The following is a 22328-nucleotide window of genomic DNA, read 5'->3' on the forward strand; positions in this document are numbered from 1 at the left end:
TTATCATAAACACCTAACATCTAAACTTATAAAATCATTTTGATCTACAGGGAAAGTGCTACATATCTGATAAGCATAAGAATTAATTGAAATAGGTTTTAAAACCGAATATAAGCCTGAGCTTTTAGTACAAGCTACTAAAAGGTATTTAATATTTTGCTTTTCGAGAAAATCTAAAATGGAGTTTACTTCGTCTTTTGAAGGTATATTATCATAAACTAAGATACCAAAGTTTAGTTCATCTCCTTCTTTAGGGAGTTGTTTACTATATGCTTGAAAGAAGGTTAAAATATAATTGATTAACTTAATTAAAAAGTGAAGTTTTCTAATTTTTAAATGATATATAAGGTTTGTTTTCCAAACTTTTGGTTTTCCGTTGATAAAGTAAAAAAAAGACTTTACTTTTTGTTTATTTATTGGAGCATATACAGTTAATTTTTCAGAAATAGATTGGTTGTAGCTTCTTTTCAATCTTCTGTTGGTTGGAATTGTGAGATACGAAAAAGGGTATTTATAGAGTTTTAGACCTAGAATTCCGGCAGATTTACGTACTGCTTTGTTACCTTTTTTCATTGTTAGAAAGACATTTGAGACGTTGTTAGGTAAATAAAAATTCTTATAAGCATACATCCCCATTTTCTTTGTTAAACCTTCTCCCCTTGCATGCTTTGCTACCCTTACATCATAACAATAACCAAGATTCCTTTTTGTATTATTAATGACAATTGACACAATTGAGGCAGCCAAAACACCTAATAATTCACCATTAAAATCAACTGCAAGATATATTTGATACTTTTCAAAATTCTCCGAGCGCCTAACAAAAGATGTTTTAACCATTTCAAGTTGAATCCATTTTCCTTGAAGTGCATTCTTTTCCAAAGCAAGTAAAGCAGCTTCATACTTTTCTGAGTATGGAATTATTTCATATTGAAAACTGTTCATAACTTTTCTACTAAATGAACTTTGTACATTTTAGTGCTCTCCATATTTGAAACATCTTTAACCTTATATCCCAATGCTTTAATTTTTTTGATAATATTAGTATCAATATGATTTCTTAAGTAAGATCTAAACACAAAGGCACATTTGTCAGATACTTTCAAAGCTTTTATGCATTTTATAACATAGTCTGTTTTATGAAAACTTAAAATATCAGACATCGATAAAAAAACATTAGAATTATATGATTTAAAAGCATTACTTTCTAGAAAGTTTAACACGTCATTATTTATAAATTGTATTTCAATTTTTTTTTTCCTTAACCTATCTTGAATTTTTTTTAAAGTTTCAGGATTTTGGGATGTTGGTAAAAACTCTACATCCATTTTTTTTAAAGACCCAAAGAAAACTAAATAGGCCATAAAAGATTTGTGAATTTCTTTTTTATCTATCAATTCTTGAAAGCCTTTAGTAATTATTGAAGCATCCACACCTTTGCCAATAAATGCAGGATCCTTATTCCCCAGTAGCAAATAACTTGTTTTTTTTGAGAATATATTTTTTACAATTTTCCATCTAAATTTTGAATAACTATTATAATCTTGATTAAACATTTTTAAAAATGAAACTCCTAAAAATACATTTAATAATGGTCTAGCCTTAGATAAAAATTTTTCATATTGACCAATATTTAGTATTCCTTTTTTTATAATACGATGATTTTTGTTCCAATAATTCCTTGTAGAGGCTTCTAATTTATTTTGGAGTTTCATAAAATACATCATCCTTTCATTCGCAGACATTTCAGAAGCACCCGTAAACCTCAAATAGCCCTCAACATCAAGTTCAGTTAATGCTAATAATTTTAATTTCAATAATTCAATAGCATCAGAATTTGTATCTACCGCAAAGACTTGTTTTAGATGAGTATTACTTAGTAAGGCTATAAGGCGTTCACCACTACCAATAACAGAAATCACTGAATAGTATCCTTTGCTGAAAGCTATTTCGGGAGAGGAATCTTCATTAACATGAGAATACCATATCATATTAAGAATTTTTAGCTGAATCATGCCAAACTTCTTCTAAACAATCAACCAATTTATCAATATCTTGTTGATTATGTTCTGCGGAAATACTTATCCTAAATCGTTGATCGTTTTGAGACACCGCCGGAAACTCGATAGAATTGATAAATATTCCCATCTTATCTAGTTGCATGTTTGCATTACGAATATTTATCCATGTTGGTACTTTAACCGAAATAATCGCAGCCTCTGGCTCAGCTGTTAACTCAAAACCTCTTAGCTTACTAACTGCATATTTTGTGTTTTCCAGAACCTTTTTACGCCTCCACGGCTCATGCTCTAAAAGGTCTAGTCCTGCTAATACAGAAACTATTGTAACTGGCGGAAGTGCTGCCGAAAAAACGTAAGGCCTCGAATAATATCTAAAATACTCTATTATATCTTTATCAGCCGATAAAAAACCTCCTGTAAGTGCAAATGCTTTACTAAATGTACCCATGGAAATATCTACGTCTTTCTCTAATTGAAAATGTTCAGCAGTTCCACCTCCTTTATCTCCTAAAACACCTGTACCATGTGCATCATCCAGAATAAGTAGAACACCAAGTTTTTTACATACTTCAGCTATTTTAGGCAATTTTGCTAAATCACCATCCATTGAATAAACCCCTTCAACACAAACAAATGTTTCTTTATATTTTTTTTGGTCTAATTCAACCAAAACTTTCTCTAAGGAACCTATATCATTGTGTCTAAAAGTCTTGAAATTAGCATTATTTAATTTTATGCCATCGTATAAAGATGCATGACTGTATTTATCTAAGACAAAATTATTTTGGGTATTAGATATGGCTGAAGCCAATCCTAAATTAGCCATATATCCTGATGGAAAAATGAGAGTATCTTCTTTCTTTTTCAAACTTGACAGTCTATCTTCTAGTTCATTCATTAGTAAGGTATATCCATTCAATAATGGTGGTCCTCCTATACCAATCCCAAATTTTTGTATTACAGCGTCTATTTTTTCTTTTATGTAAGGGTGATTGGCAAAACCGAGATAATTATTAGAAGCAAACATTAACATTTCGCGTTCTTTTTTAAGTGCATTATCAAATACAGATACCGTTCTTCCTGTTGCAGAAACAATCATTCTTCTATACGTAAACTCCCTATTTACCTCTAATCTATTAAGCATAGCATTGAAACAAGAACTTTTATCCTTCAATGATTTATTCCTATTTGCTTTTTCAAAATGATATAGATCATTTTTTTCTGCAGTTAATTCATTCAACAAATTTCTCATAATCTCAAGTCTTTATCTAATTTCAATAACTCCACCATATATTGTTGCGGACTTTTAATATTATTCTTATTGTAAAGATTAGTTGTATCAAAAATATTTATTGAAAAACCGTCAACATTGGTAAACAGTTTTGATTTATTATCTACATCTCCTATCTTAGTTGGATTCCAATTTATTCGTTTAGCCTCGGTTTCAAACTTTTTAATCTTGTCTGAGGGAATAGTGAATAATAATTCATATTCACCATGTGGACCACACATAAAAATCCAATTTGGAAGTTGTTTCTCTTCAGAAATTTTCAAACATGTTTTATGAAGAATGTCATTTAAAGGAGTTGTAAGATTAATCCCTAGGTTATTTAATTCCATAAGTTGGCAAATTGCTGGAAACAATCCATCACTCGTATCAATGCAACTACTGGCAAATTTACTTAGTAATTGCCCTTCTTTAATTTTTGCTTTTGGCAAATATTCGATTTTAGCGTCTCCCATAAACCGAGAATATGCATATGATGAACCTAAGCCCATTTTACCAGATGTATATAAAATATCTGATGTCTGCATTCCTGTTCTCATAAGTTTATTTTTACAAAAACCTATTGCTGTAGACCCTATTTGTAGGGTTTTATTAGCATTTGTATCACCACCCAAAATATGACATCCGTAAAATTTACAGGCATCATTTATTCCCCTTTGTAATTCACTTAAATCAGTATTTCTAAATTCTTTTGGAATTTTTAAATCCAATAACAACCCTAAGACCTTAGCTCCTACCGCCGCCAAATCGCTTACACTTGTTGTTACTGCCATCCATCCTATTTGATAGTTATCAGTATAAAGCCCTTCCTCTATTTCTTCAACAATAGCATCATAAGTCATTGCCAGAATGTTTTCAGAATCAAATTGAATCAATTCAGCATCAGATTCTAAAAGCGCGTTTAGTTGAAATGGTGCTCTAGAAAAAGTACCTGCAATTGATTTTATATTTTCATTTTCTATAATTTTATTATCACTCAAAACCCTAAACGTTAAATTTTTTAAACCATGATAAGGTAATTAATAAAAATGCACTATCATTAAATTTACTCTATTTCAACTTAAATTTATAAAAGACAGACCATGTTATATCTGTTATTGTCCACAAGTTATATCTGAATCTTTAGAGCATCCTAAACATGTAACGAAACAAAAAAATATTACTGTAATAAATTTTATTATATTTCTCATGATTCTATTATTAAAATTCATTTTTTAAGTTTATTGATTCGAAACAACTAAAGTATATTCTCTAGTGGCTTTCTTGACGCATATATCAATAGCTTGAATTGATTCGTGTACCTCAACAGTTATATTAATACTAAAAGCACCTGTTTCCGTAGGGATTCCTTCAAAAAACAGAGTTCTATGAAATCGATTAACTGTTATACCTTCTGGCAACTGTCCTTTAATATTGAAGCTATATATATAACCATCAACATTAGGCTCATTTTTTAAATAAGCCTTTATTTCTTCCGAATATGGTTCTCCTAATTTGGCTGTCTTTAGTTGTTTATCTGGAAGCTCAGGATTTGGTATAACACAATCCTTTACGGTATCAAGAACCTCTTCACATGAGAAAAGAGTTAAACTTACAATCATCGTTATTACAAAGCAATAGAAACTAATTAACCTTCCTTTATTTATGATAGCTTTCATAACTCTTATACTTTGACCGTTATATTCAAATTTATGTTGGATTTAAATATTTAATATCCAAGATTTCTGTTCAGCGATAATTCTGGACAATTTTTATAGCTCCTTAAGTCTGAACTTCAAACCATTTAACACAATCTTTAATCCCTTCTTTTATTGGTGTATAATTTATATAAAGTTGCTCACAGGATTTTCGATTGGAATAAAAGCTATTTATTGAAAGTGATTTCATGTTTTCCATTGATAGATTCGTTTTAATTCTGAAAAAACGTAACAAACTGCCAAAACAACCTAGACATATCAAAACCCACTTTGGTATTAAAATTATTCGAAATCTACCTTTCGTCTGATTTCTCATTATCTTTAAAAATTCTAGGAAACTCAAATTCTCATGAGCCATTAAATAGGAGGCCTTATTATCTCCACACTTTAATGCTGAAACTACTCCCCTTGCAACATCCTTAACACAAACAAAACTTTTACCTCCAGGAGGACAAAAAACTAGCTTTTTTTTAAGCCCCATTAATATAATTCTTCCCGAACTTGGTTTGCTATCATAAGAACCTATCATAAATGTAGGGTTTATAAATACTATATCGATATCATCGGTTTTTGATTTCAAAAAATGGTAGGCATTTTTCTTACTTCTTGCATAAAGTGACTTTTTGTATGGTGGTTTCATTTTCTTAGTTTCATCCCCTAAATCATTCAGTCCACCATAACCAAACTCGTTAGCAGTACCAACCTGAATAATCTTTTTTACATTATTTCTAACTGCTACACTCAATATATTTTTTACTCCTTGAACATTTACCGAATGGTACATCCTATAATCAAATTCACTCTGATCTGTTATAGCAGCACAATTAATTACATATTGGCAATTTAAAGTTGCTTTTTTTAAATCTGAAATATTTAGAATATCTCCTTGAAATAGTTCTAAATTAGAATGATTTGGCCCCTTATATTTATTAGTATCCCGCACTAGACCTCTCACCAAATAATTTTGATTGAGTAACTCTATAACCGTGTTGGTTCCAAGTAAACCATTAGCTCCAGTAACTAAAACTCTTTCACTAATCATAAATTCAAGTTTTTGAAACATTTAGTTTTTTTAGCTCTCTATTAGTTAAATAATCTTTTATAAAATCAGGTAGAATCTTATCTACAAACATCAAACACCTATTCACAACCCCCGGAACAACAAGCTTTTCTTTTTTAAACATAGCGTTAACAGCTATTCTTGAGGCATCTTCGGGGTTAAGGATAGTTTTTCTTATTAGCCATCCCATACACCGATTTTGATAACACAACCAAGAGGTCGTATTTAATCCGCCGGGACATATAGCTGTAACGGAAATATTATCCCGCTTCAATTCTTTATTTAAACTATGAGAAAGAGATGTTAAATATGCTTTTGTGGCTCCATATACTTGCTTTTTGGGTAAAGCAAAAAAACTTGCCATACTGCTAATATTTAGAATAGATGCTGGGGCAGATGCTTTTAAGTTATCTAATAATAACTTAGTTAAAAGTGTTGGTGTTGTTATGTTTACAGCAATTTGACTTAAAATAAACCTATCGCTTAAATCAGTAAAAAAGCCTTTGCTTAAAACACCCGCATTGTTTACTAAATATTTTATATGAAGTTTCTTATTATTTACATAATCAGAAATTTGATAAGTACTCTTTGTATCACTTAAATCTAGCTCCAAATAGTGTACATCAACCTGAATATTGGTTCTAATAAAATCTGACAGTTCTGGCAACCCAGAATATGGTAACGCTATTAAAACTAAATTGATATTTCTATGTGCCAATTCTAATGCAATCGACTTACCAAGTCCAGAGCTTGCTCCCGTTATTACTGCGTATGGCTTCATGATACTTTGTTTAAATATTGAATAGTTTCTTTAAGGCCAACCCCAAAAGATGTGGTTTTATAATGCAACTCTTTTTTTGCCTTTTCTGAGGTTGACAATCGATTTACAAATAACGAGTCTATAACTTTTGGAGTTACAACTGGATTACTCCTACTAACTACCTTCAATAGGTTTAAAATAAACACACACACTTTTACTAAATCATAATTTATTTTCACCACTCTAATTTTACTCTTAGTTAAAGTTTTTATGGTATTAAAAAGTCTATTATAACTAATGTTTTCACCACCAATAATGTATTTACCATTAGAAATATCACTCTCCATAGCAAGTATGTGTGCATTCACTACATCCTTAATAAATACATAATTAGATTCTGACTCTAATTTATTTGGGACTATTAAAACATCCTTTTTGAGAAACATAGAAATTAAACGATTAACACCGTTTGAATAGGTTCCAGGACCTGGTCCATAAACTTTAGAAACATTTAATATGATTGAAGAAAGTCCCTTTTTCCTGTATTCATTTACTCGCTCTTCAGACATGCCTTTTGTAAGCTCATAATCATTAGCATAAGACACAATTCTAGGCTGATTTTCTGAAATAAATACATCTTTATATGAAGGTCCAAAAACCGAAAGCGTACTTGTATAGATTACTTTTTTAACATCAAATTTTAGTGAAGCATTTAGAATATTTTCGGTACCTAAAACATTAGTATTATAAAAACTATCTATTCTAGAGTCTTTTAAATTGGTATATGCTGCAGTATGAAACACATAGTCACAATTATCAATAGCTTTTTCAATAGATTCATGGTTACAAATATCTCCTTTGAATAAAACTATATTTTTATGCTTTGGTACCCTTTCAGATTCAATATCTCTTACCAATGCATGGACTATTATGCCCTTTGAAGCCAAAGCAAGTGCTAATTCATGGCCAATATACCCGGTTGCTCCTGTTAATAATACTTTCATGATTTAAAGGTTTTTATAGTTTTATAGTAAAAAATTGAAATTTCATAAGTTGCAGAAAGTGCCAAATGCACAATAAAAGCATACCAAATACTAGAAGTGTAATACGTAAGAATACAAAGTAAAACTCCAAATGGTATGGTTCTAATCAATTCTTTTTTGGAATCAAATAAATGACTTATAAAATATAGTATCGTACTTAAGGTAATTGCGATAAATAGACTGAAATGGTCTAAAAACATAAAAAATAGAACGCCTCTAAAAAAGAACTCATAACACAATAAAAAAATAAACCTGATTGTGAAGTACACCATAGCTTCAGAAAAGCTATGGTTACTAAATCCTATTTTATCTCCCAAATTACCTTTGGCTGTCATATTTGAAATGCCAGCACTTAAAAAAGTTAGAATAAAGAATGGAATTAATATTTCAAGTTTAGCAATTTCAAATTCACAAATCAGGTACCTGTAACTTGGAAATATAACATAAAAAAGAATCCCAAAAAGAACAATACCTAAACCATGCTTTAAATTTAAAAATCTAATACCATTTCTAACAGGTAATGCTTTTTCAAGATTTGTAACATCTACCCTTTTATACACCCAACTCACAATGAAATAAGTTAGAAAGACCACTCCTATTAAAACCCAATTATTTGCTATCATGACTAACTAGAATTAGGTTTACATCAAACAAGGTACTATAGGCTTCAGTCTTTACGCATCTAATATTTTCATAGTGAAACACACTATATTTTGCTTTTGAAAACTGAACCTTATATTTATTCTTTCCAACTTTCTCAACTGGGGCTAATCGTTTTAAATTGTCACAGAAAACATTAGTCACATTTTTTGGCTCCTTGAAGTAAAAAGTCACTAAATTTCTATCTATCTTTTTACAATGGAGACTTTCTATTTTCTCAGTGCAATTTAAACAGTATTGGTTATCTTTAAAAACTACACTATGATTAACTTTTACCTTATAGTTTACTTTTCTAAAAACAGAAGAATAGGTTAAAACACTATTTTCAAACGCTGATATTTCCTTACCTGTGATTTTAAATTTAAAAAGAAATTTAGTCTTAATATCACTTTCTAAAGAATAAGTAAGAGAGTTTTTGATTGTACTATGACCTATATTAATATAACCAATGACAACATTATCTTTAATAATATGGTATTTTGTATGTTGATTTGGTGAGCCTTCATCATTCGCGTATGAAGTAGTTACAGTTAAAAGGAACATTAAAAGCTTTAGTTTTAAGGCTGCTTTTTTAAAATGGAGTGATACTTTAATAAAGTAAGGGTTACTTTTAAATCTTTTGAAGAGGTAAACAATTAACATTGATGTCATGGCAATTTCATTATACGATTAATAACAATCATAAAATTACATGCATGACACCATGTAAGTATCCTATAAGGTCTATGAAGTAATAATTAGGATGTCCAACGATAATCTCGGACTAATATTCCTCCCTAAAAACAATAGGAGTTTTTGAAGTAAACTTTTTAAAAGCCGCATAGAATATAGACTTAAAATTAAACCCACATTCCAGACCTATAGCAACATTTGCATATTCACTAAACTCATCATTAGATAAAAACTTTTTAGCTTGTTCTACCAATAATGAATTAATAAAATCTGAAAAATTACAAATACTATAAGGAGTTTATAAGTTTAAAAAATAGCTTTTACTTATTCTCATATCTGAAGCTAGAAACTCCATACTAATCAAAGAATCTAAATGTAGTTATTGTTAAAAATATGGCTTTTAATATTTTCAAAATACTTAAAATGTTTTTCGTTTATAAAATCATCTTCCTTCTTAACATCATTCGTTTCCTTACTTGAGCCAATGAGTATTTGATCTTTTTCAATAGATTCATAATTTCATATGTCTCCTTTGCATAAAACTACATTTTTTTTGCTGTGGCACTTTTGCAGACTTTGAATCTCTTACCGATATATGGATTATGATATTCTTTGAAGCCAAAGCAAGTGCTAATTCATATAAAATATAACCGGAAATACCTGTAAATAAATCTCTTATAATTATAAGATAATAGATTTTTCTTTGACAACATAAAATTTCAAGCTGACAAATACTCACTTATATTACAATTCCGAATGGGATAATGTTAATAAATCTCTATTTGTTTTAATATTACTTTTGTAGAATAATTTTACTCCTATTTTTCTCTTGAATCTTTCTCACTATGGCCGTAACTGTATTTCTGGGAATAAACCTTGTCAATAATGCCAAAAACCTATTAAGAAACCCGGGTATAGCAATAGCCTTTCCTTTAATCAAAGCAGCATAACCATATGAAGCAACTGTTTTGGCATCTGACATATTAAATTTAATTTTATTTGGTGAAGATGATGCTGATACCACTTTTTGAAAATTAGTTTTTGTTTGACCCGGACACAAAGCTGTAACTGTGACTCCAGTCCCTTTAAGTTCATTAGCAATAGCCAAAGAAAATGATAATATATAAGCCTTTGAAGCATAGTAAATTGACATTAAAGGACCTGGCTGGAAAGCAGCCATTGAGGCTACATTTAATATCTTTCCATATCCTTGTTCTGTCATTATCTCTAAAGCCTTCTTCGTTAGCTCAGTGGTAGTCTTAATATGTAGATCCAACATTTTAGATTCACTTTTCCAACTTGTATTTACAAAATGACCAAAAACACCAAAACCAGCATTATTAATTAATATATCAATTGTATTTATATCTTTAAATATTTCTTCAGATATATTAGGCCGACTTAGATCTTTAACCAAGGTTATTACTTTTACAGTATGTTTTCTTTCAATAAGTTTCTTAGCTTCGTGTAGTTTATGAATATTAATGTCAATTAAAACAAGGTTAAAATTGTTTTTAGCCAATATTTTTGAGAATTCCCATCCCAATCCAGAAGCTGCTCCAGTTACTAAAGCTGTTTTATACTCAGTTCTTTTCATTATAATATTATTTTATAATTTTTGTTGAAGTTGCTTAACGGTAAGGGATGATCCGTCTGGACTCCATCCTGGCGGACCAAACACATACATAAATACTTCTTTAAGACTTTTTGCATTTTTTACATCTAACCAAATGGCTTTAAATTCGTAGGTTGTAATTTTTATTGGATTATATGAGTTTGGTCCATGCAGTACTCCATAATTAATATCATCTTCTTCCTGAAACTCTTTCCATGTTCCAAATAAACGATCAAAGATGCTAAAAATAGCACCATGGTTTTTATCAAGATATTGCAGGTTGGTTGCATGATGTACTTGATGTTGCTTAGGTGTAATCAATAAAAATTCAAGCCACCCAAGCTTTGGACAATAGGAGGTATGCAACAAAAATTGCCAAACAGACTCAACCCCCATACACACTATAATCATTTCAGGGTGAAATCCAATAGCAGGCAACCATAAATAAAATAGGGGTTTGTAGAAAATGGCAATACAACTTAACCGTAATGCGGTACCATAATTGTAATGCTCTGAAGAATGATGCACCATATGTGCTGCCCACATAATTCTAACGGTGTGATTACATCTATGTACCCAATAGTGACTAAAATCATTAAGAAATAAAGCTAGAATCCAGGTATACCAAGCCCAACCAAAAGCTTCATAACCTAATAGGTTTATACGAACACCTTCAACAATTGGGTTAAAAAGATTATAAACACCATAAAATAAGATGGCAGAAAATATAAATTTAGCTACTGGATTTAATAACAATGTTGCTAAACCAGATCCGGCGCTTGCCAAAAAGTCTTTCCAATAATAGAGTTTAGTATGACCTTTTAATTTACTGTAGATGATTTCACCTATAATAAGGGCTATTAAAAGTGGGGCAGCAAAAACAATTGGATTTAATGAAATAGTTTCCATAACTAATTATTTATTGAATTAAGCATTATTATCAGGAATTAAAATAACTTTGAATATAGAACTAAACGCTTCAACCTTTACACATCTTCCTCTTTCATAATGAAAAATATTATACTTATCTTTTGAAATATTCACCTTATAGCTTCCATTGGAAAGCCGGTTAATTTTTGCCATTTTTCTTTGATTATCACAATAAACCTCTCTTACGCCTAAAGGCTCGTTGAAGTAAAGAATAATCAAGTTTTGAGCTATAGCTCTGAAATTCAAACGCTCTTCACTTTCTGAAGTCTTTAAATTATAGTAACCTTTATGAAAACTTATGGAATGATTAGATTTAACCTTGTTATTAACTTTTCTGAGAACAGATGAAAAGATGAGTTTACCATTTTTATAAACTGACCTTTCACTTCCCTCTATATTAAATCTTATGATATATTTAGCGTTAATCTCACTTTTTAGAGTATAGGTAATGGTATTATTGCCCTCAGATTTATTTATAGCAATAGACCCTATTACTTTGTTGTTCTTTACAACGCTATATCTTAAAGATTGGCCTCCCGTATTAGCTTGAACCTTGGTAACTAATAGAATAGCAAGAAGCATTATAAATCTTAAAAAAACACGTTTGTTACTCTCAATTTTTTTAACAATAATACTTCCATATTTTGATCTTCTTAAAACATACATTATTAACATTGGTATCATGACGCTTTGTTTTTACGATTAATAACAATCATAAAATTATAAGCATGACACCATGTAAGTATCCTATAAGGTCTATGAAGTAAGAATTAGGATGTCCAACGATAATCTCGGACTATAAATCAATCAAAATTTGCTCTAAAAGCAGTTGGCGTTTCAGAAGTGAACTTTTTAAAAGCCGTATAGAATGTAGATTTAGAATTAAAACCACATTCAAGGCCTATGGCAACAATGGTATATTCACTAAATTCATCATTAGATAGAAATTTTTTAGCTTGTTCAACCCTTAAAGAATTAATAAAATCTGAAAAATTAAAGTCACTATAGGTGTTTATTAGTCTAGAAAAATAACTTTTACTCATTCCCATTTCAGAAGCAATAGATTCCATACTCAAAAGTGGATCTAGATATAGTTTGTTATCAACAATATGACTCCTAATTTTTTCAAAATCCCGTTTATGCCTTTCATTTATATAATCATCCTCCTTTTTGGGATCATAAGCAATTTTACTTGAACTGATTAATACTTGATCTGATTCAATAGAGTTTCTTAACAATATTCTATCTTGTACAACACTATATCTGTAAAATCCTTGATAACCTAACCAATAAAGCAGAATTGAAGTACCTAATCTAAGAAATAAATAAGCGTCTTCATTGCCTGTAAATATGGTTATAGTTAAGGCTACAGCCCATAACCCTAGAACAATGGTTCCCAGTCTAATAAACCATTTCATCCAGTTTAAATCATCAAAAGATAAAATATATTCTGTTAAGTGATGCCTTCTAAAAATTATGACACAAGCATTTACAAATAAATATATCATGTAAACTAAATTGAAAACATCCTCTGCTAGGGTATAGGTTTTTATTATGTGAGGGTCTCTATCTGGAACTTCATGATATACATAAGAAATTAAACATAAACGTAAAATTAATTCTATAGTGAAAATAATAAGTGACAACTTTATAAAACCACGAACCTTATTTTCAACTTTTAAAAAATGCGTTGTAAAAGCATAAAACATAGGTATAGTAAGTATATACCAAGGCACTTCCAATTGCTGAATTACAAATAAATCTGAAATATGACCTTGCTCAATAAGCCAGCGCTGTAGATTATTTAATGAAATAAAAAGAATAATTAGATTGAGAAAAAGAATTGTTTTATTAAACTTTTTTCTAATAAATACGGTTACAAGATTAAACCCAAAACCTTGTACAACACCTGCTATTAGTAAAAAATTAACAATTGAAACAATACTCATAACTACCTAATGACCGTAAATTAGGAAAAAAAGTATAGATATTAACCATTATCTGACAGAAAAACCATCAAACAACATACGCTAAGATAATAAAAACTTAATAATAAGTACTATAGCAAGAAAATATAGGTAGGTGTTAAATTTGTAATAAAGAAAAATTATATTAAAGCAAACAAAATATTATTTGCCAATACTCAAGTTAGTATTTTTAATTTTCTCTTTATATTCCTTGTTTATGATAAAATAGAACAGGTAGCTATCTATCATCTCTATTACATATTTACACTGTTTTTTAATTTCATTTTGTATTGCTCCAATCATTTTTAATATATTTTAAAGTAAAACAATATGTTTTATATGATTAACATTTAATAATATTTTCTCTATCTGTCCTTTTATGTTTTTCAAGCCAAAATAGCTACCAGATTCAATTCCTATTTCCATTAGCTTTAAAATCTCGTTTTCAATGGTTATGATTTCAACACAACTCATTTTTTTAATGGCTTGATTTAATTGGTTACATTTTTGCTTATATGCCTTTACCATAGAAACACTTGGTAAAGACCAAAAAAGGAAGATCCCTGATGTTTTTATGTTATTTTTTGATTTCATTTATTGACATATAATTGATTACAGTACAAATTTAGTTTGCGAATATTGATAATGATTAGACCAAAACCATAAAATATTAAATAACTTTTTGTAATTTTCACAATAACTACTGACTTCCTACCTATAATTTTCAAAAAATGCAAGAACAATTCATTACACTTTTAAAATCTAAAACATCTGACAGTACTTCTTTTGTTGAAGAAATAGCATCGGTTCTAGACATTGGTTACGATGCAGCCTACAGACGTATAAATTTAAAAACCAATCTCTCTTTAGAAGAGGGCGTCATTTTGGCACGACATTTTAAAGTATCATTAAATAAACTTTTTGAAATTGGTAATCAAAATACCATAGTTGTAGAACTTCCTCCTGAGCCTAAAAATGAAGTGGCTTTAGAACACTGGTTAAAAGTTTCTCTCCAAAATGTTCAGGTTTTATCTAAATTAAAAGGTGCTGAAATATTTTACTCAGCAAAAGATATCCCTTTATTTCACACCTTAAACGACTCTCTTCTTACCCGATACAAAATGTATGTTTGGTTAAAAGATTTAAATATAGACATGGCGAAAAGCCAAATTTCTTTCGATGAATGGATGAAAACCATACCAAACTCTCTATTAGAAAGTGCTTTCGCCTTAGGTAGCATATACAAAAATATAAGTATTACAGAGTTGTGGAATGACAACACTGTAACTGGTACGCTACAACAAATTCTATACTACTTTGAAGCTGGCTTAGTTTCTAAAGATGTAGCGCTTAAAATTTGTGACGATGTACATGAGGTGATTAATGATACCGAAAAGCAAACTATTGAACAAAGTATTGGAACTCCCAATAACAAAAAGTTTTTTCATCTTTATAAATGTGACTTACACATGCTAAACAACACCATAATGGTTAGGACACCTCATCAAAAGGTTTTCTATTCACCATTTACAGTGTTAAGCTATTTTAAAATTGAACACCAAGATACCTGTGAAATGATGAATGATTTTTTAAACAAACAAATGTCCAACTCCAAATTGCTAGCTACCTCTGGAGAACGTGACAGGACTCTTTTTTTTAAAATGATTCACCAAAAGATTTCCATTGCCAAAGAACGTATAAACTTAGATTATAAAATGGCTTTTCTGTAAAAACTCCATTTGTTAAATCTTGTTAAAAACTTGCTTTTTAATGTATTTTCATTATGTTAATGACTATGATTAAAGAAGACAAAGAAAAGTACACAGACATTTTAGAAGACTCCATAACGTATTTGGAAAACCATAACTTTGAAAACATCAAAGCAGATTTGGAAGGATATGAAACACCAAAATCATTTACTAAAGCAGGTAGTAACATCTCAATAACTCCTGATGTGGTGGCCACTAAAGAAGGTAGGACCTACTATTTTGACATTAGTTTAAAATCTGAAAAACCAAAACTCTTGAAATCAAAATGGTTATTTTTAAATACACTAAGTAATCTTAAATCCCGCAGATTTAAATTAATTACCACTAGAGGACATATTCAATTTTCAAAAGAAATGTTACAGGATATTAATTTAGGTGATAAAAAACTTATTCGTATTTAACTTAAATTATTCATTGCATTATTCAGACAAAATAGCAGCTTTATGTGCTTTTAAGTATTCAAAAGTATAAAAGAAACAAATATTTTAATACTTTTTGTAACATTATCTGGTTTGTTTACGTATAACTACTAAACGCTCGATTATTCACAATTAAATTACAGGAAATTTTTAGATGAGACAACTTAAAATTACGAAGCAGGTTACTAATAGAGAAACTGCATCGTTAGACAAATATTTGCAAGAAATTGGCAAGGTAGATTTAATTACCGCTGATGAAGAAGTAGAGTTAGCACAACGTATCAAAGCTGGTGATCAAGTAGCTTTAGAGAAGTTAACAAAGGCTAACCTTCGTTTTGTAGTATCGGTAGCAAAACAATATCAAAATCAAGGCCTTACTCTACCCGACCTAATCAATGAAGGTAACTTAGGTCTAATAAAAGCGGCACAACGATTTGATGAAACACGTGGTTTTAAGTTTATCTCTTATGCTGTTTGGTGGATCCGTCAGTCTATCTTACAAGCTTTAGCTGAACAATCTAGAATTGTACGTTTACCATTAAACAAGATTGGTTCCATTAATAAGATTAATAAGACTTTTGCTTTTTTAGAGCAAAGTCATGAGCGTCCACCAAGTGCAGAGGAAATTGCTAAAGAGTTAGATATGACTATTAACGATGTTAAAGAGTCTATGAAAAACTCTGGTCGCCATGTAAGTATGGATGCTCCTTTAGTTGAAGGCGAAGACTCTAATTTATACGATGTTTTAAATAGTGGTGAATCACCTAATCCAGATAAAGAGTTATTGCATGAATCTCTTCGTACAGAAATAGAAAGAGCATTAGAAACTTTAACACCTCGTGAAGCTGATGTTATTAGATTGTACTTTGGTTTAGGTAATCAACACCCAATGACCTTAGAAGAAATAGGAGAAACCTTTGATTTAACCCGCGAGCGTGTAAGACAAATTAAAGAAAAAGCTATTAGAAGATTAAAACATACTTCTAGAAGTAAAATATTAAAAACTTATTTAGGATAATTATCAAATTACCCCTAAATTTCGGCAACAACAGTTACACATAACTGTTCGTTTTTTGATTGATGAAAGAACCCCCGGCTGATTACCGGGGGTTTGTTTTTTGTTCTACTTTAAATCCTTCACAAAGGAGAGTGACTTCAAAAAAGAGTTTCTATATTTGTATCAAACTTTTATTGCATGGACAAACTTATTGCACCTTCAATTTTAGCAGCAGATTTTGGAAATCTTCAGCGTGATATAGAAATGGTAAATAATAGTGATGCAGATTGGTTTCATATTGATGTTATGGATGGTCATTTTGTTCCAAACATTTCATATGGCATGCCAGTTATTCAAGCTATAAAAAAACATGCAAAAAAACCGCTTGATGTTCATTTAATGATTGAAAAACCAGAACGCTATATTGAAGAGTTTGCAAAAATAGGTGCCGATATTATAACTGTTCATTACGAATCTACGGTTCATTTACATAGAACACTTACTCAAATTGAAGCCACTGGTTGTAAGGCTGGCGTAGTGTTAAATTTAACCACACCCATATCGGTTTTAGAAGATATTTTACCTAAATGCTACATGGTGTTATTAATGTCTATTAATCCTGGTTTTGGTGGACAAAAATTTGAAGATATCACTTACAACAGAGTAAAGAAACTTAGAAAAATGATTAATGATCAAGGCTTAAGTACCCGCATAGAAATAGATGGAGGTGTTTCTAATAAAAATATTAAAGCCCTTGTTGAAGCAGGCGCAGACACCTTTGTTGCTGGAAGCTATATTTTTAGAAGTAGCAACCAAATTGAAACTATAAGAGACTTAAAAGAGCTAGCCAATTCCTAAAGTTCCTTTATGAAATAATTAAGCAAATCTGTAGTTGTTACTATACCAACAAGAGTACTACCGTCTACAACTGGCAACGCATGAAAATCTTTATCGGCTAATATTTTAGCTACTTGCTTTATAGAAGTTTGACTATTAACTGTAACAACATCTTTTACCATTACCTGTTCAATTGTAAACATATTATAAACTACAGAATCAACAGAATAACTATTGTCTTCTGCAGCTTCAGCATAACTTATCCTCATTAAATCGGTATAACTAAGCATACCAATTACAGTTTCCTTGGACACTACTGGAATATGTTTAATTTTATATCTTTTAAATAGCATCTCAGCACTCTGCAAATTATCAGAACGCGTAATAGCAAACACTTTTTTGGTCATGATGTTAGAAACTGGTTCATGATGTCTCATAACTTAAGATTTTAGCAAAATATAAATGTCATGAAAAGACTTAAGTTAGAATTGCTTTAAAAGGTATTTTATCAAATCTGTAGTAGTTACTATTCCTATTAACCTATTGTTATCTACCACAGGTAGTGCATGAAACTCCTTAGTTGCTAATATTTCAGCTACTTCTTTTATGGAGTTTGAAGGTGACACACATACTACTTTTTTCTTCATGACTTGATTAATAGTAAACATACTGTATACCAAAGCATCAGTATCTCCTTCATCTTCGTTAGTAATATCTGCAAAACTTAAACGCATTAAGTCTGTATAACTTAACATACCAACCACCACCTCACCATCTACTACGGGAATGTGCCTAATATTATGATGTTTAAATAAGTATTCTGCTTTTTCTAAGGAATCTGTTTTATTCAATGTAATAACTCGCTCGGTCATTATCATTGAAATAGGCGCTTTTCTAATCATGACATTTATATTTTAGTTTAGTTATCTCTAAAGTTATTAAAGAACTGTTTCCTAAATTATGACAAAAATCATGTAGATTACTAGTAGCCCGCAAAATTGAAGTTTAACATCTGCTTTACCTTATTATAAACCCTAGGAAACTGACTTTTAAACTCATGGGGAGTTTCTATAAAACTTTCAATAGCTACAGCTAAAAATTCAAACTGATTAGTAAAAGCGTATCTTCTAAAATATTCTGAAGAAATCAATGCCTCCCGCAAATACTCATGCCTTGATAGTATTTCTGATAGCTCTTTGAATGAATCACTAAAAATGGTGGAACTAACATCTCGTTCTTTTATGCTATTTAGGTGAATGGCATGCGTAAACTCATGAATACCAAGGTTTAGATTGTCTTTTCCATCTTCAAAACCTTTTTCAAAATCCTTCCATGACAGCACTAATGCCCTAAACTTAGGATTAAACTCTCCTTTATGGTAAGCATTATTAGATTTAGAATAGAACTCCTTAGGATAAATAACAATTTTAGAAATTAAACCAATATAAAAGTCTCGAAACCCAAAGGTTAACATAACTGCGGTAGCAGAAATTAGTACTTTCATTTCTTCTGTAACTATCACACCCTGCCTTCCTAAAAAATCCTTATCTTTTATGAATGATGCTAACCTATGTTCAAAGTAAACTTGATATTGAAAAGGTAATTTATTATAAAATGTAAACTTCTTTTTTAAAATCGACTTTTGAGATAAACTAAGTTTTCTTTTAAAAATATAAAAATGCGTATAGAGTGGTCTCTTATGCTTTATAACATAAGCCATTTCAAATAGCTTAGTAACATAACGCAACACCATGAAGAACAAAACTGCAAAGAGAGTTAGCAAAATGATTTTACTTCCAATAGAATACTTTTCTAGCACCAAATTTATTTTTTAGATTATAACGTAAATGTATGCATGAAATTACCACATACTTAAATTAATCGGCCTTTCATAAAATCAGAAACAAAAAAGCAAGCTTTAGTAGCTTGCTTTTTTAAAATCTGTGACCGCGGAGGGATTCGAACCCCCAACCCTCAGAGCCGAAATCTGATATTCTATCCAGTTGAACTACGCAGCCATTTTTTCCTAAAAAGGAATCCTATATTTTAAGAGAGTTTAGCTTTAACGATATTGGAAATGGTTTTTCCATCAGCTTTTCCTGCTAATTGCTTACTAACAACCCCCATGACTTTACCCATATCTTTCATACCTTCTGCCCCAACCTGTTCTATAACAGCCACTACTACTTTCTCAATTTCTGCTTCAGATAAAGCCTCTGGTAAAAACTGACTAATAATTTCAGCTTCTGCAAGTTCTGGAACTGCCAAATCCCCTCTTCCCTGATCCAAGTATACCGCAGCACTATCTTTACGCTGTTTAACCTGTTTTTGAAGTATCTTCAGTTCTTGCTCTTGAGTTAATTCATCTCCAGCACCAGCTTCTGTTTTCGCTAGTAAAATTGCAGATTTAACAGCACGTAATGCTGCTAAAGCTGTTTGATCTTTTGCTTTCATAGCATCTTTTAAAGCTGCCATTAGATCTTGTTGTAAGCTCATTTTATCTAAATTTATAGATTGCGAAGATAAAAAAAGAACCTCCTTAATTGAAATTAAAAACCCGAAAAGATTTTGTGTCTTTTCGGGTTTAAAAAGTGAGTTAGTCTGCTCATCAATCTACATTATCGTGCAGAAAAGAGTTATTACTTCTAAGTTGAATATCGTCATTATCATCCAAACCTACACTAGTTCTGGATATATCTGTTTCAGATGAATGCTTAGCATCTGTTAAATCTACACCTTGACGCTTATATGCTGGCACTTTTTCTATGTCATCTATTTTAGCATTATTAAATTTATAGTTAAAGTCTTTCATTTTACGTCTTCGCTCCTCTGCACGTTCTTTTAATAATTCTGAAATAGGGCTATTCATCGGGTCAATTTCTTCAGCTACATCTTCAACTTGTTCTTCCTGAACAACCTTCTTTTCAAAAACAACTTCGTTATCTAGGTCTTCTAAAACTTCTAAATCGTTTTTCTTAGCATTCATTGCAGACTCTAATTCTATGTAATCATCTAAAGCGTAGCGTACTTCTCCTTCCTCATTGGCTTCTGTAACTGTAATTAACTCTATATAATCTTTTACTGGAATTTCTTTTACATCATCATTTAAATCATATGAAACAACCTCTTCTTTCGTTTCATTGATGTTTTCTTTATCTACATTTGGAATTGGCAAATCAAACGTTAATGTAATTTGTTTCTCATCCTCATTATCTGATGGTTCTTCAACATCAGCCACCATTCTTGTCACTGGTTTTATGATAAAATCTTCTTGCTCTTCAGTATTTGCCTTAACCTCATCATATATCACATTGATATTTTTAACAACCTCTGTAGTAGAAATTAAATCGTCATCTTTGGATAAACTTTTAACCACATGTGACTCCTCCTCTTCGTTGTCCAATTCTAAAGTATGACGAACAATTGGGGGTTCTTGCTTTTTTTCTAATTCAATTACAGGAGTAATTATTACAGGCTCTTTTTTCTGAGCACTTAAATCCTGATCTTCTGATGTTAATGAGTGAATGACCTTTTTTGTTTCTGTATTAGAAATCTCATCTTGTTGCTCAATATTAAAACCTGTGGCTATTATTGTTACTGCAATAGACTCTTCTAAAGATCCATCTTCTCCAACCCCCATGATAATGTTTGCTCCATGACCAGCTTCATCCTGAATATGGTCATTAATTTCTCCAATTTCATCAATAGTAATTTCATGCGAACCAGAAACTATTAACAATAGTACATTTTTAGCCCCAGTGATTTTATTATCGTTCAATAATGGCGAATCTAAAGCTTTTCTTATAGCATCGTGTGCTCTATTTTGCCCTGATGCTACTGCAGAACCCATGATAGCGGTTCCACTATTGCTTAACACAGTTTTAGCATCACGTAAATCTATATTTTGTGTATAGTGATGTGTAATAACTTCAGCGATACCACGAGCAGCAGTAGATAAAACCTCGTCTGCCTTAGAGAAACCTGCTTTAAAACCAAGATTTCCATACACTTCACGAAGCTTGTTATTATTTATCACTATCAAAGAATCTACAACATTTCTTATTTTTTCAATCCCTTTTTGAGACTGTTCCAAACGCATTCTACCTTCAAACTGAAATGGCATAGTAACAATACCAACTGTTAAAATATCTAAATCTTTAGCCATTTTAGCAATAATTGGTGCAGCCCCTGTACCTGTACCACCGCCCATTCCAGCTGTGATAAATACCATTTTAGTGTTAGAATCCAACATTCTGGAAATCTCCTCAAAACTTTCAACTGCTGCCTGCTCTCCTACATCAGGGTTGGCACCAGCACCTAAACCTTCGGTAAGATTAACACCTAGTTGTATTTTATTAGGCACACCACTGTTTTGAAGTGCTTGAGCATCGGTATTACATACATAAAAATCTACACCTTTTATGCCTTGCTGAAACATATGGTTTATTGCATTACTTCCTCCGCCGCCAACACCGATGACCTTAATAACATTTGATTGGTTTTTGGGTAAATCAAATGTGATGCTTTCGAATTCTTTGTTGCTGCTCATAAATTCTATTTTTCTGGGGTTTTTGTACTAATTTTATTCAATGA

Annotated in this window: 25 protein-coding genes and 1 tRNA gene; 4 read left to right on the forward strand and 22 right to left on the reverse strand. The window is 30.8% G+C overall.

Annotation, left to right across the window (positions count from 1 at the left end):
- Window positions 1–3: 3 nt before the first annotated feature.
- The 16 genes from DFQ02_RS00840 to DFQ02_RS00915 form a co-directional block, all read right to left on the reverse strand.
- Window positions 4–945: a GNAT family N-acetyltransferase gene (locus tag DFQ02_RS00840; protein ID WP_116039097.1), complete on the reverse strand. Its 942-nt coding sequence runs from the start codon at window positions 943–945 to the stop codon at window positions 4–6.
- The gene (locus DFQ02_RS00845; protein ID WP_181896326.1) at window positions 942–1991 is read right to left on the reverse strand and encodes a DUF3419 family protein; all 1050 of its coding nucleotides are present in this window, start codon (window positions 1989–1991) and stop codon (window positions 942–944) included. Before DFQ02_RS00845 ends, DFQ02_RS00840 begins: the two co-directional genes overlap by 4 nt.
- 1 nt (window position 1992) lies before the next feature.
- Window positions 1993–3273, reverse strand: a complete 1281-nt coding sequence (locus DFQ02_RS00850) for an aminotransferase class I/II-fold pyridoxal phosphate-dependent enzyme (RefSeq protein ID WP_116039099.1) — start codon at window positions 3271–3273, stop codon at window positions 1993–1995.
- A complete protein-coding gene (locus DFQ02_RS00855) occupies window positions 3270–4289 on the reverse strand; it encodes a thiamine-phosphate kinase (RefSeq protein ID WP_116039100.1) in 1020 nt (339 codons plus the stop codon). The genes DFQ02_RS00850 and DFQ02_RS00855 overlap by 4 nt, the downstream gene beginning before the upstream one ends.
- A 240-nt stretch (window positions 4290–4529) precedes the next feature.
- Window positions 4530–4967, reverse strand: coding sequence for a putative Ig domain-containing protein (locus DFQ02_RS00860; protein WP_116039101.1), 438 nt, complete (start codon window positions 4965–4967; stop codon window positions 4530–4532).
- 103 nt (window positions 4968–5070) lie between these two features.
- Window positions 5071–6048, reverse strand: a complete 978-nt coding sequence (locus DFQ02_RS00865) for an NAD-dependent epimerase/dehydratase family protein (RefSeq protein ID WP_181896327.1) — start codon at window positions 6046–6048, stop codon at window positions 5071–5073.
- Window positions 6049–6052: 4 nt separating this feature from the next.
- Entirely contained in the window at window positions 6053–6847 is a 795-nt protein-coding gene (locus DFQ02_RS00870; protein ID WP_116039103.1) for an SDR family NAD(P)-dependent oxidoreductase, read from the reverse strand.
- Window positions 6844–7830: an NAD-dependent epimerase/dehydratase family protein gene (locus tag DFQ02_RS00875; RefSeq protein WP_116039104.1), complete on the reverse strand. Its 987-nt coding sequence runs from the start codon at window positions 7828–7830 to the stop codon at window positions 6844–6846. Before DFQ02_RS00875 ends, DFQ02_RS00870 begins: the two co-directional genes overlap by 4 nt.
- Window positions 7827–8492 carry a CPBP family intramembrane glutamic endopeptidase gene (locus tag DFQ02_RS00880; protein ID WP_116039105.1) on the reverse strand — a complete coding sequence of 222 codons (666 nt, stop codon included), beginning with the start codon at window positions 8490–8492 and terminating at the stop codon, window positions 7827–7829. Before DFQ02_RS00880 ends, DFQ02_RS00875 begins: the two co-directional genes overlap by 4 nt.
- Window positions 8479–9180, reverse strand: a complete 702-nt coding sequence (locus DFQ02_RS00885; protein WP_116039106.1) for a DUF6134 family protein — start codon at window positions 9178–9180, stop codon at window positions 8479–8481. Before DFQ02_RS00885 ends, DFQ02_RS00880 begins: the two co-directional genes overlap by 14 nt.
- A 112-nt stretch (window positions 9181–9292) precedes the next feature.
- A complete protein-coding gene (locus tag DFQ02_RS00890; protein WP_116039107.1) occupies window positions 9293–9454 on the reverse strand; it encodes an AraC family transcriptional regulator in 162 nt (53 codons plus the stop codon).
- Window positions 9455–9994: 540 nt separating this feature from the next.
- On the reverse strand, window positions 9995–10798 hold the full coding sequence (locus DFQ02_RS00895; protein WP_116039108.1) for an SDR family NAD(P)-dependent oxidoreductase: 804 nt from the start codon (window positions 10796–10798) through the stop codon (window positions 9995–9997).
- Between the two features lie 12 nt (window positions 10799–10810).
- Window positions 10811–11725, reverse strand: a complete 915-nt coding sequence (locus tag DFQ02_RS00900) for a sterol desaturase family protein (protein ID WP_116039109.1) — start codon at window positions 11723–11725, stop codon at window positions 10811–10813.
- A gap of 18 nt (window positions 11726–11743) precedes the next feature.
- The gene (locus DFQ02_RS00905) at window positions 11744–12430 is read right to left on the reverse strand and encodes a DUF6134 family protein (RefSeq protein ID WP_116039110.1); all 687 of its coding nucleotides are present in this window, start codon (window positions 12428–12430) and stop codon (window positions 11744–11746) included.
- 119 nt (window positions 12431–12549) lie between these two features.
- Complete coding sequence (locus DFQ02_RS00910) at window positions 12550–13695, reverse strand: helix-turn-helix domain-containing protein (protein WP_116039111.1); 1146 nt, start codon at window positions 13693–13695, stop codon at window positions 12550–12552.
- A 333-nt stretch (window positions 13696–14028) separates the two neighbouring features.
- Window positions 14029–14307, reverse strand: a complete 279-nt coding sequence (locus DFQ02_RS00915) for a hypothetical protein (protein ID WP_116039112.1) — start codon at window positions 14305–14307, stop codon at window positions 14029–14031.
- 137 nt (window positions 14308–14444) lie between these two features.
- Here DFQ02_RS00915 and DFQ02_RS00920 point away from each other — a divergent pair, with 137 nt between their 5' ends.
- The 4 genes from DFQ02_RS00920 to rpe all read left to right on the forward strand — a co-directional run bounded on the left by DFQ02_RS00920 (window position 14445) and on the right by rpe (window position 17756).
- Window positions 14445–15443: a hypothetical protein gene (locus DFQ02_RS00920; protein ID WP_116039113.1), complete on the forward strand. Its 999-nt coding sequence runs from the start codon at window positions 14445–14447 to the stop codon at window positions 15441–15443.
- Between the two features lie 65 nt (window positions 15444–15508).
- A complete protein-coding gene (locus tag DFQ02_RS00925; protein WP_116039646.1) occupies window positions 15509–15883 on the forward strand; it encodes a hypothetical protein in 375 nt (124 codons plus the stop codon).
- 172 nt (window positions 15884–16055) lie between these two features.
- A complete protein-coding gene (locus tag DFQ02_RS00930) occupies window positions 16056–16919 on the forward strand; it encodes a sigma-70 family RNA polymerase sigma factor (RefSeq protein ID WP_027137161.1) in 864 nt (287 codons plus the stop codon).
- Between the two features lie 177 nt (window positions 16920–17096).
- Window positions 17097–17756: a ribulose-phosphate 3-epimerase gene (gene rpe / locus DFQ02_RS00935; RefSeq protein WP_116039114.1), complete on the forward strand. Its 660-nt coding sequence runs from the start codon at window positions 17097–17099 to the stop codon at window positions 17754–17756.
- On the opposite strand, the gene DFQ02_RS00940 is transcribed toward rpe, so the two are convergent.
- The 6 genes from DFQ02_RS00940 to ftsZ all read right to left on the reverse strand — a co-directional run bounded on the left by DFQ02_RS00940 (window position 17753) and on the right by ftsZ (window position 22284).
- On the reverse strand, window positions 17753–18172 hold the full coding sequence (locus DFQ02_RS00940) for a CBS domain-containing protein (RefSeq protein ID WP_116039115.1): 420 nt from the start codon (window positions 18170–18172) through the stop codon (window positions 17753–17755). The genes rpe and DFQ02_RS00940 overlap by 4 nt on opposite strands.
- A 45-nt stretch (window positions 18173–18217) precedes the next feature.
- Window positions 18218–18637 carry a CBS domain-containing protein gene (locus DFQ02_RS00945; RefSeq protein WP_116039116.1) on the reverse strand — a complete coding sequence of 140 codons (420 nt, stop codon included), beginning with the start codon at window positions 18635–18637 and terminating at the stop codon, window positions 18218–18220.
- A gap of 80 nt (window positions 18638–18717) precedes the next feature.
- The gene (locus DFQ02_RS00950; protein WP_245940187.1) at window positions 18718–19554 is read right to left on the reverse strand and encodes a zinc-dependent peptidase; all 837 of its coding nucleotides are present in this window, start codon (window positions 19552–19554) and stop codon (window positions 18718–18720) included.
- Between the two features lie 125 nt (window positions 19555–19679).
- Window positions 19680–19753, reverse strand: a tRNA-Arg gene (locus tag DFQ02_RS00955).
- A gap of 28 nt (window positions 19754–19781) precedes the next feature.
- Window positions 19782–20231 carry a GatB/YqeY domain-containing protein gene (locus tag DFQ02_RS00960; RefSeq protein WP_116039118.1) on the reverse strand — a complete coding sequence of 150 codons (450 nt, stop codon included), beginning with the start codon at window positions 20229–20231 and terminating at the stop codon, window positions 19782–19784.
- Between the two features lie 112 nt (window positions 20232–20343).
- Window positions 20344–22284: a cell division protein FtsZ gene (ftsZ, locus tag DFQ02_RS00965; protein WP_116039119.1), complete on the reverse strand. Its 1941-nt coding sequence runs from the start codon at window positions 22282–22284 to the stop codon at window positions 20344–20346.
- Window positions 22285–22328 lie beyond the last annotated feature (44 nt).

The organism is Seonamhaeicola aphaedonensis (assembly GCF_003386195.1).
GTDB lineage: Bacteria > Bacteroidota > Bacteroidia > Flavobacteriales > Flavobacteriaceae > Seonamhaeicola > Seonamhaeicola aphaedonensis.

Bases quoted from the DNA above. Each gene is read 5' to 3' on its own strand.
- DFQ02_RS00885 (WP_116039106.1), bottom strand. From the start codon at position 9,180: ATGACATCAATGTTAATTGTTTACCTCTTCAAAAGATTTAAAAGTAAC.
- DFQ02_RS00895 (WP_116039108.1), bottom strand. From the start codon at position 10,798: ATGAAAAGAACTGAGTATAAAACAGCTTTAGTAACTGGAGCAGCTTCT.
- DFQ02_RS00870 (WP_116039103.1), bottom strand. From the start codon at position 6,847: ATGAAGCCATACGCAGTAATAACGGGAGCAAGCTCTGGACTTGGTAAG.
- DFQ02_RS00880 (WP_116039105.1), bottom strand. From the start codon at position 8,492: ATGATAGCAAATAATTGGGTTTTAATAGGAGTGGTCTTTCTAACTTAT.
- DFQ02_RS00925 (WP_116039646.1), top strand. From the start codon at position 15,509: ATGATTAAAGAAGACAAAGAAAAGTACACAGACATTTTAGAAGACTCC.
- DFQ02_RS00940 (WP_116039115.1), bottom strand. From the start codon at position 18,172: ATGAGACATCATGAACCAGTTTCTAACATCATGACCAAAAAAGTGTTT.
- DFQ02_RS00865 (WP_181896327.1), bottom strand. From the start codon at position 6,048: ATGATTAGTGAAAGAGTTTTAGTTACTGGAGCTAATGGTTTACTTGGA.
- rpe (WP_116039114.1), top strand. From the start codon at position 17,097: ATGGACAAACTTATTGCACCTTCAATTTTAGCAGCAGATTTTGGAAAT.
- ftsZ (WP_116039119.1), bottom strand. From the start codon at position 22,284: ATGAGCAGCAACAAAGAATTCGAAAGCATCACATTTGATTTACCCAAA.
- DFQ02_RS00860 (WP_116039101.1), bottom strand. From the start codon at position 4,967: ATGAAAGCTATCATAAATAAAGGAAGGTTAATTAGTTTCTATTGCTTT.
- DFQ02_RS00875 (WP_116039104.1), bottom strand. From the start codon at position 7,830: ATGAAAGTATTATTAACAGGAGCAACCGGGTATATTGGCCATGAATTA.
- DFQ02_RS00905 (WP_116039110.1), bottom strand. From the start codon at position 12,430: ATGATACCAATGTTAATAATGTATGTTTTAAGAAGATCAAAATATGGA.
- DFQ02_RS00920 (WP_116039113.1), top strand. From the start codon at position 14,445: ATGCAAGAACAATTCATTACACTTTTAAAATCTAAAACATCTGACAGT.
- DFQ02_RS00900 (WP_116039109.1), bottom strand. From the start codon at position 11,725: ATGGAAACTATTTCATTAAATCCAATTGTTTTTGCTGCCCCACTTTTA.
- DFQ02_RS00945 (WP_116039116.1), bottom strand. From the start codon at position 18,637: ATGATTAGAAAAGCGCCTATTTCAATGATAATGACCGAGCGAGTTATT.
- DFQ02_RS00850 (WP_116039099.1), bottom strand. From the start codon at position 3,273: ATGAGAAATTTGTTGAATGAATTAACTGCAGAAAAAAATGATCTATAT.
- DFQ02_RS00960 (WP_116039118.1), bottom strand. From the start codon at position 20,231: ATGAGCTTACAACAAGATCTAATGGCAGCTTTAAAAGATGCTATGAAA.
- DFQ02_RS00845 (WP_181896326.1), bottom strand. From the start codon at position 1,991: ATGATATGGTATTCTCATGTTAATGAAGATTCCTCTCCCGAAATAGCT.
- DFQ02_RS00910 (WP_116039111.1), bottom strand. From the start codon at position 13,695: ATGAGTATTGTTTCAATTGTTAATTTTTTACTAATAGCAGGTGTTGTA.
- DFQ02_RS00915 (WP_116039112.1), bottom strand. From the start codon at position 14,307: ATGAAATCAAAAAATAACATAAAAACATCAGGGATCTTCCTTTTTTGG.
- DFQ02_RS00840 (WP_116039097.1), bottom strand. From the start codon at position 945: ATGAACAGTTTTCAATATGAAATAATTCCATACTCAGAAAAGTATGAA.
- DFQ02_RS00930 (WP_027137161.1), top strand. From the start codon at position 16,056: ATGAGACAACTTAAAATTACGAAGCAGGTTACTAATAGAGAAACTGCA.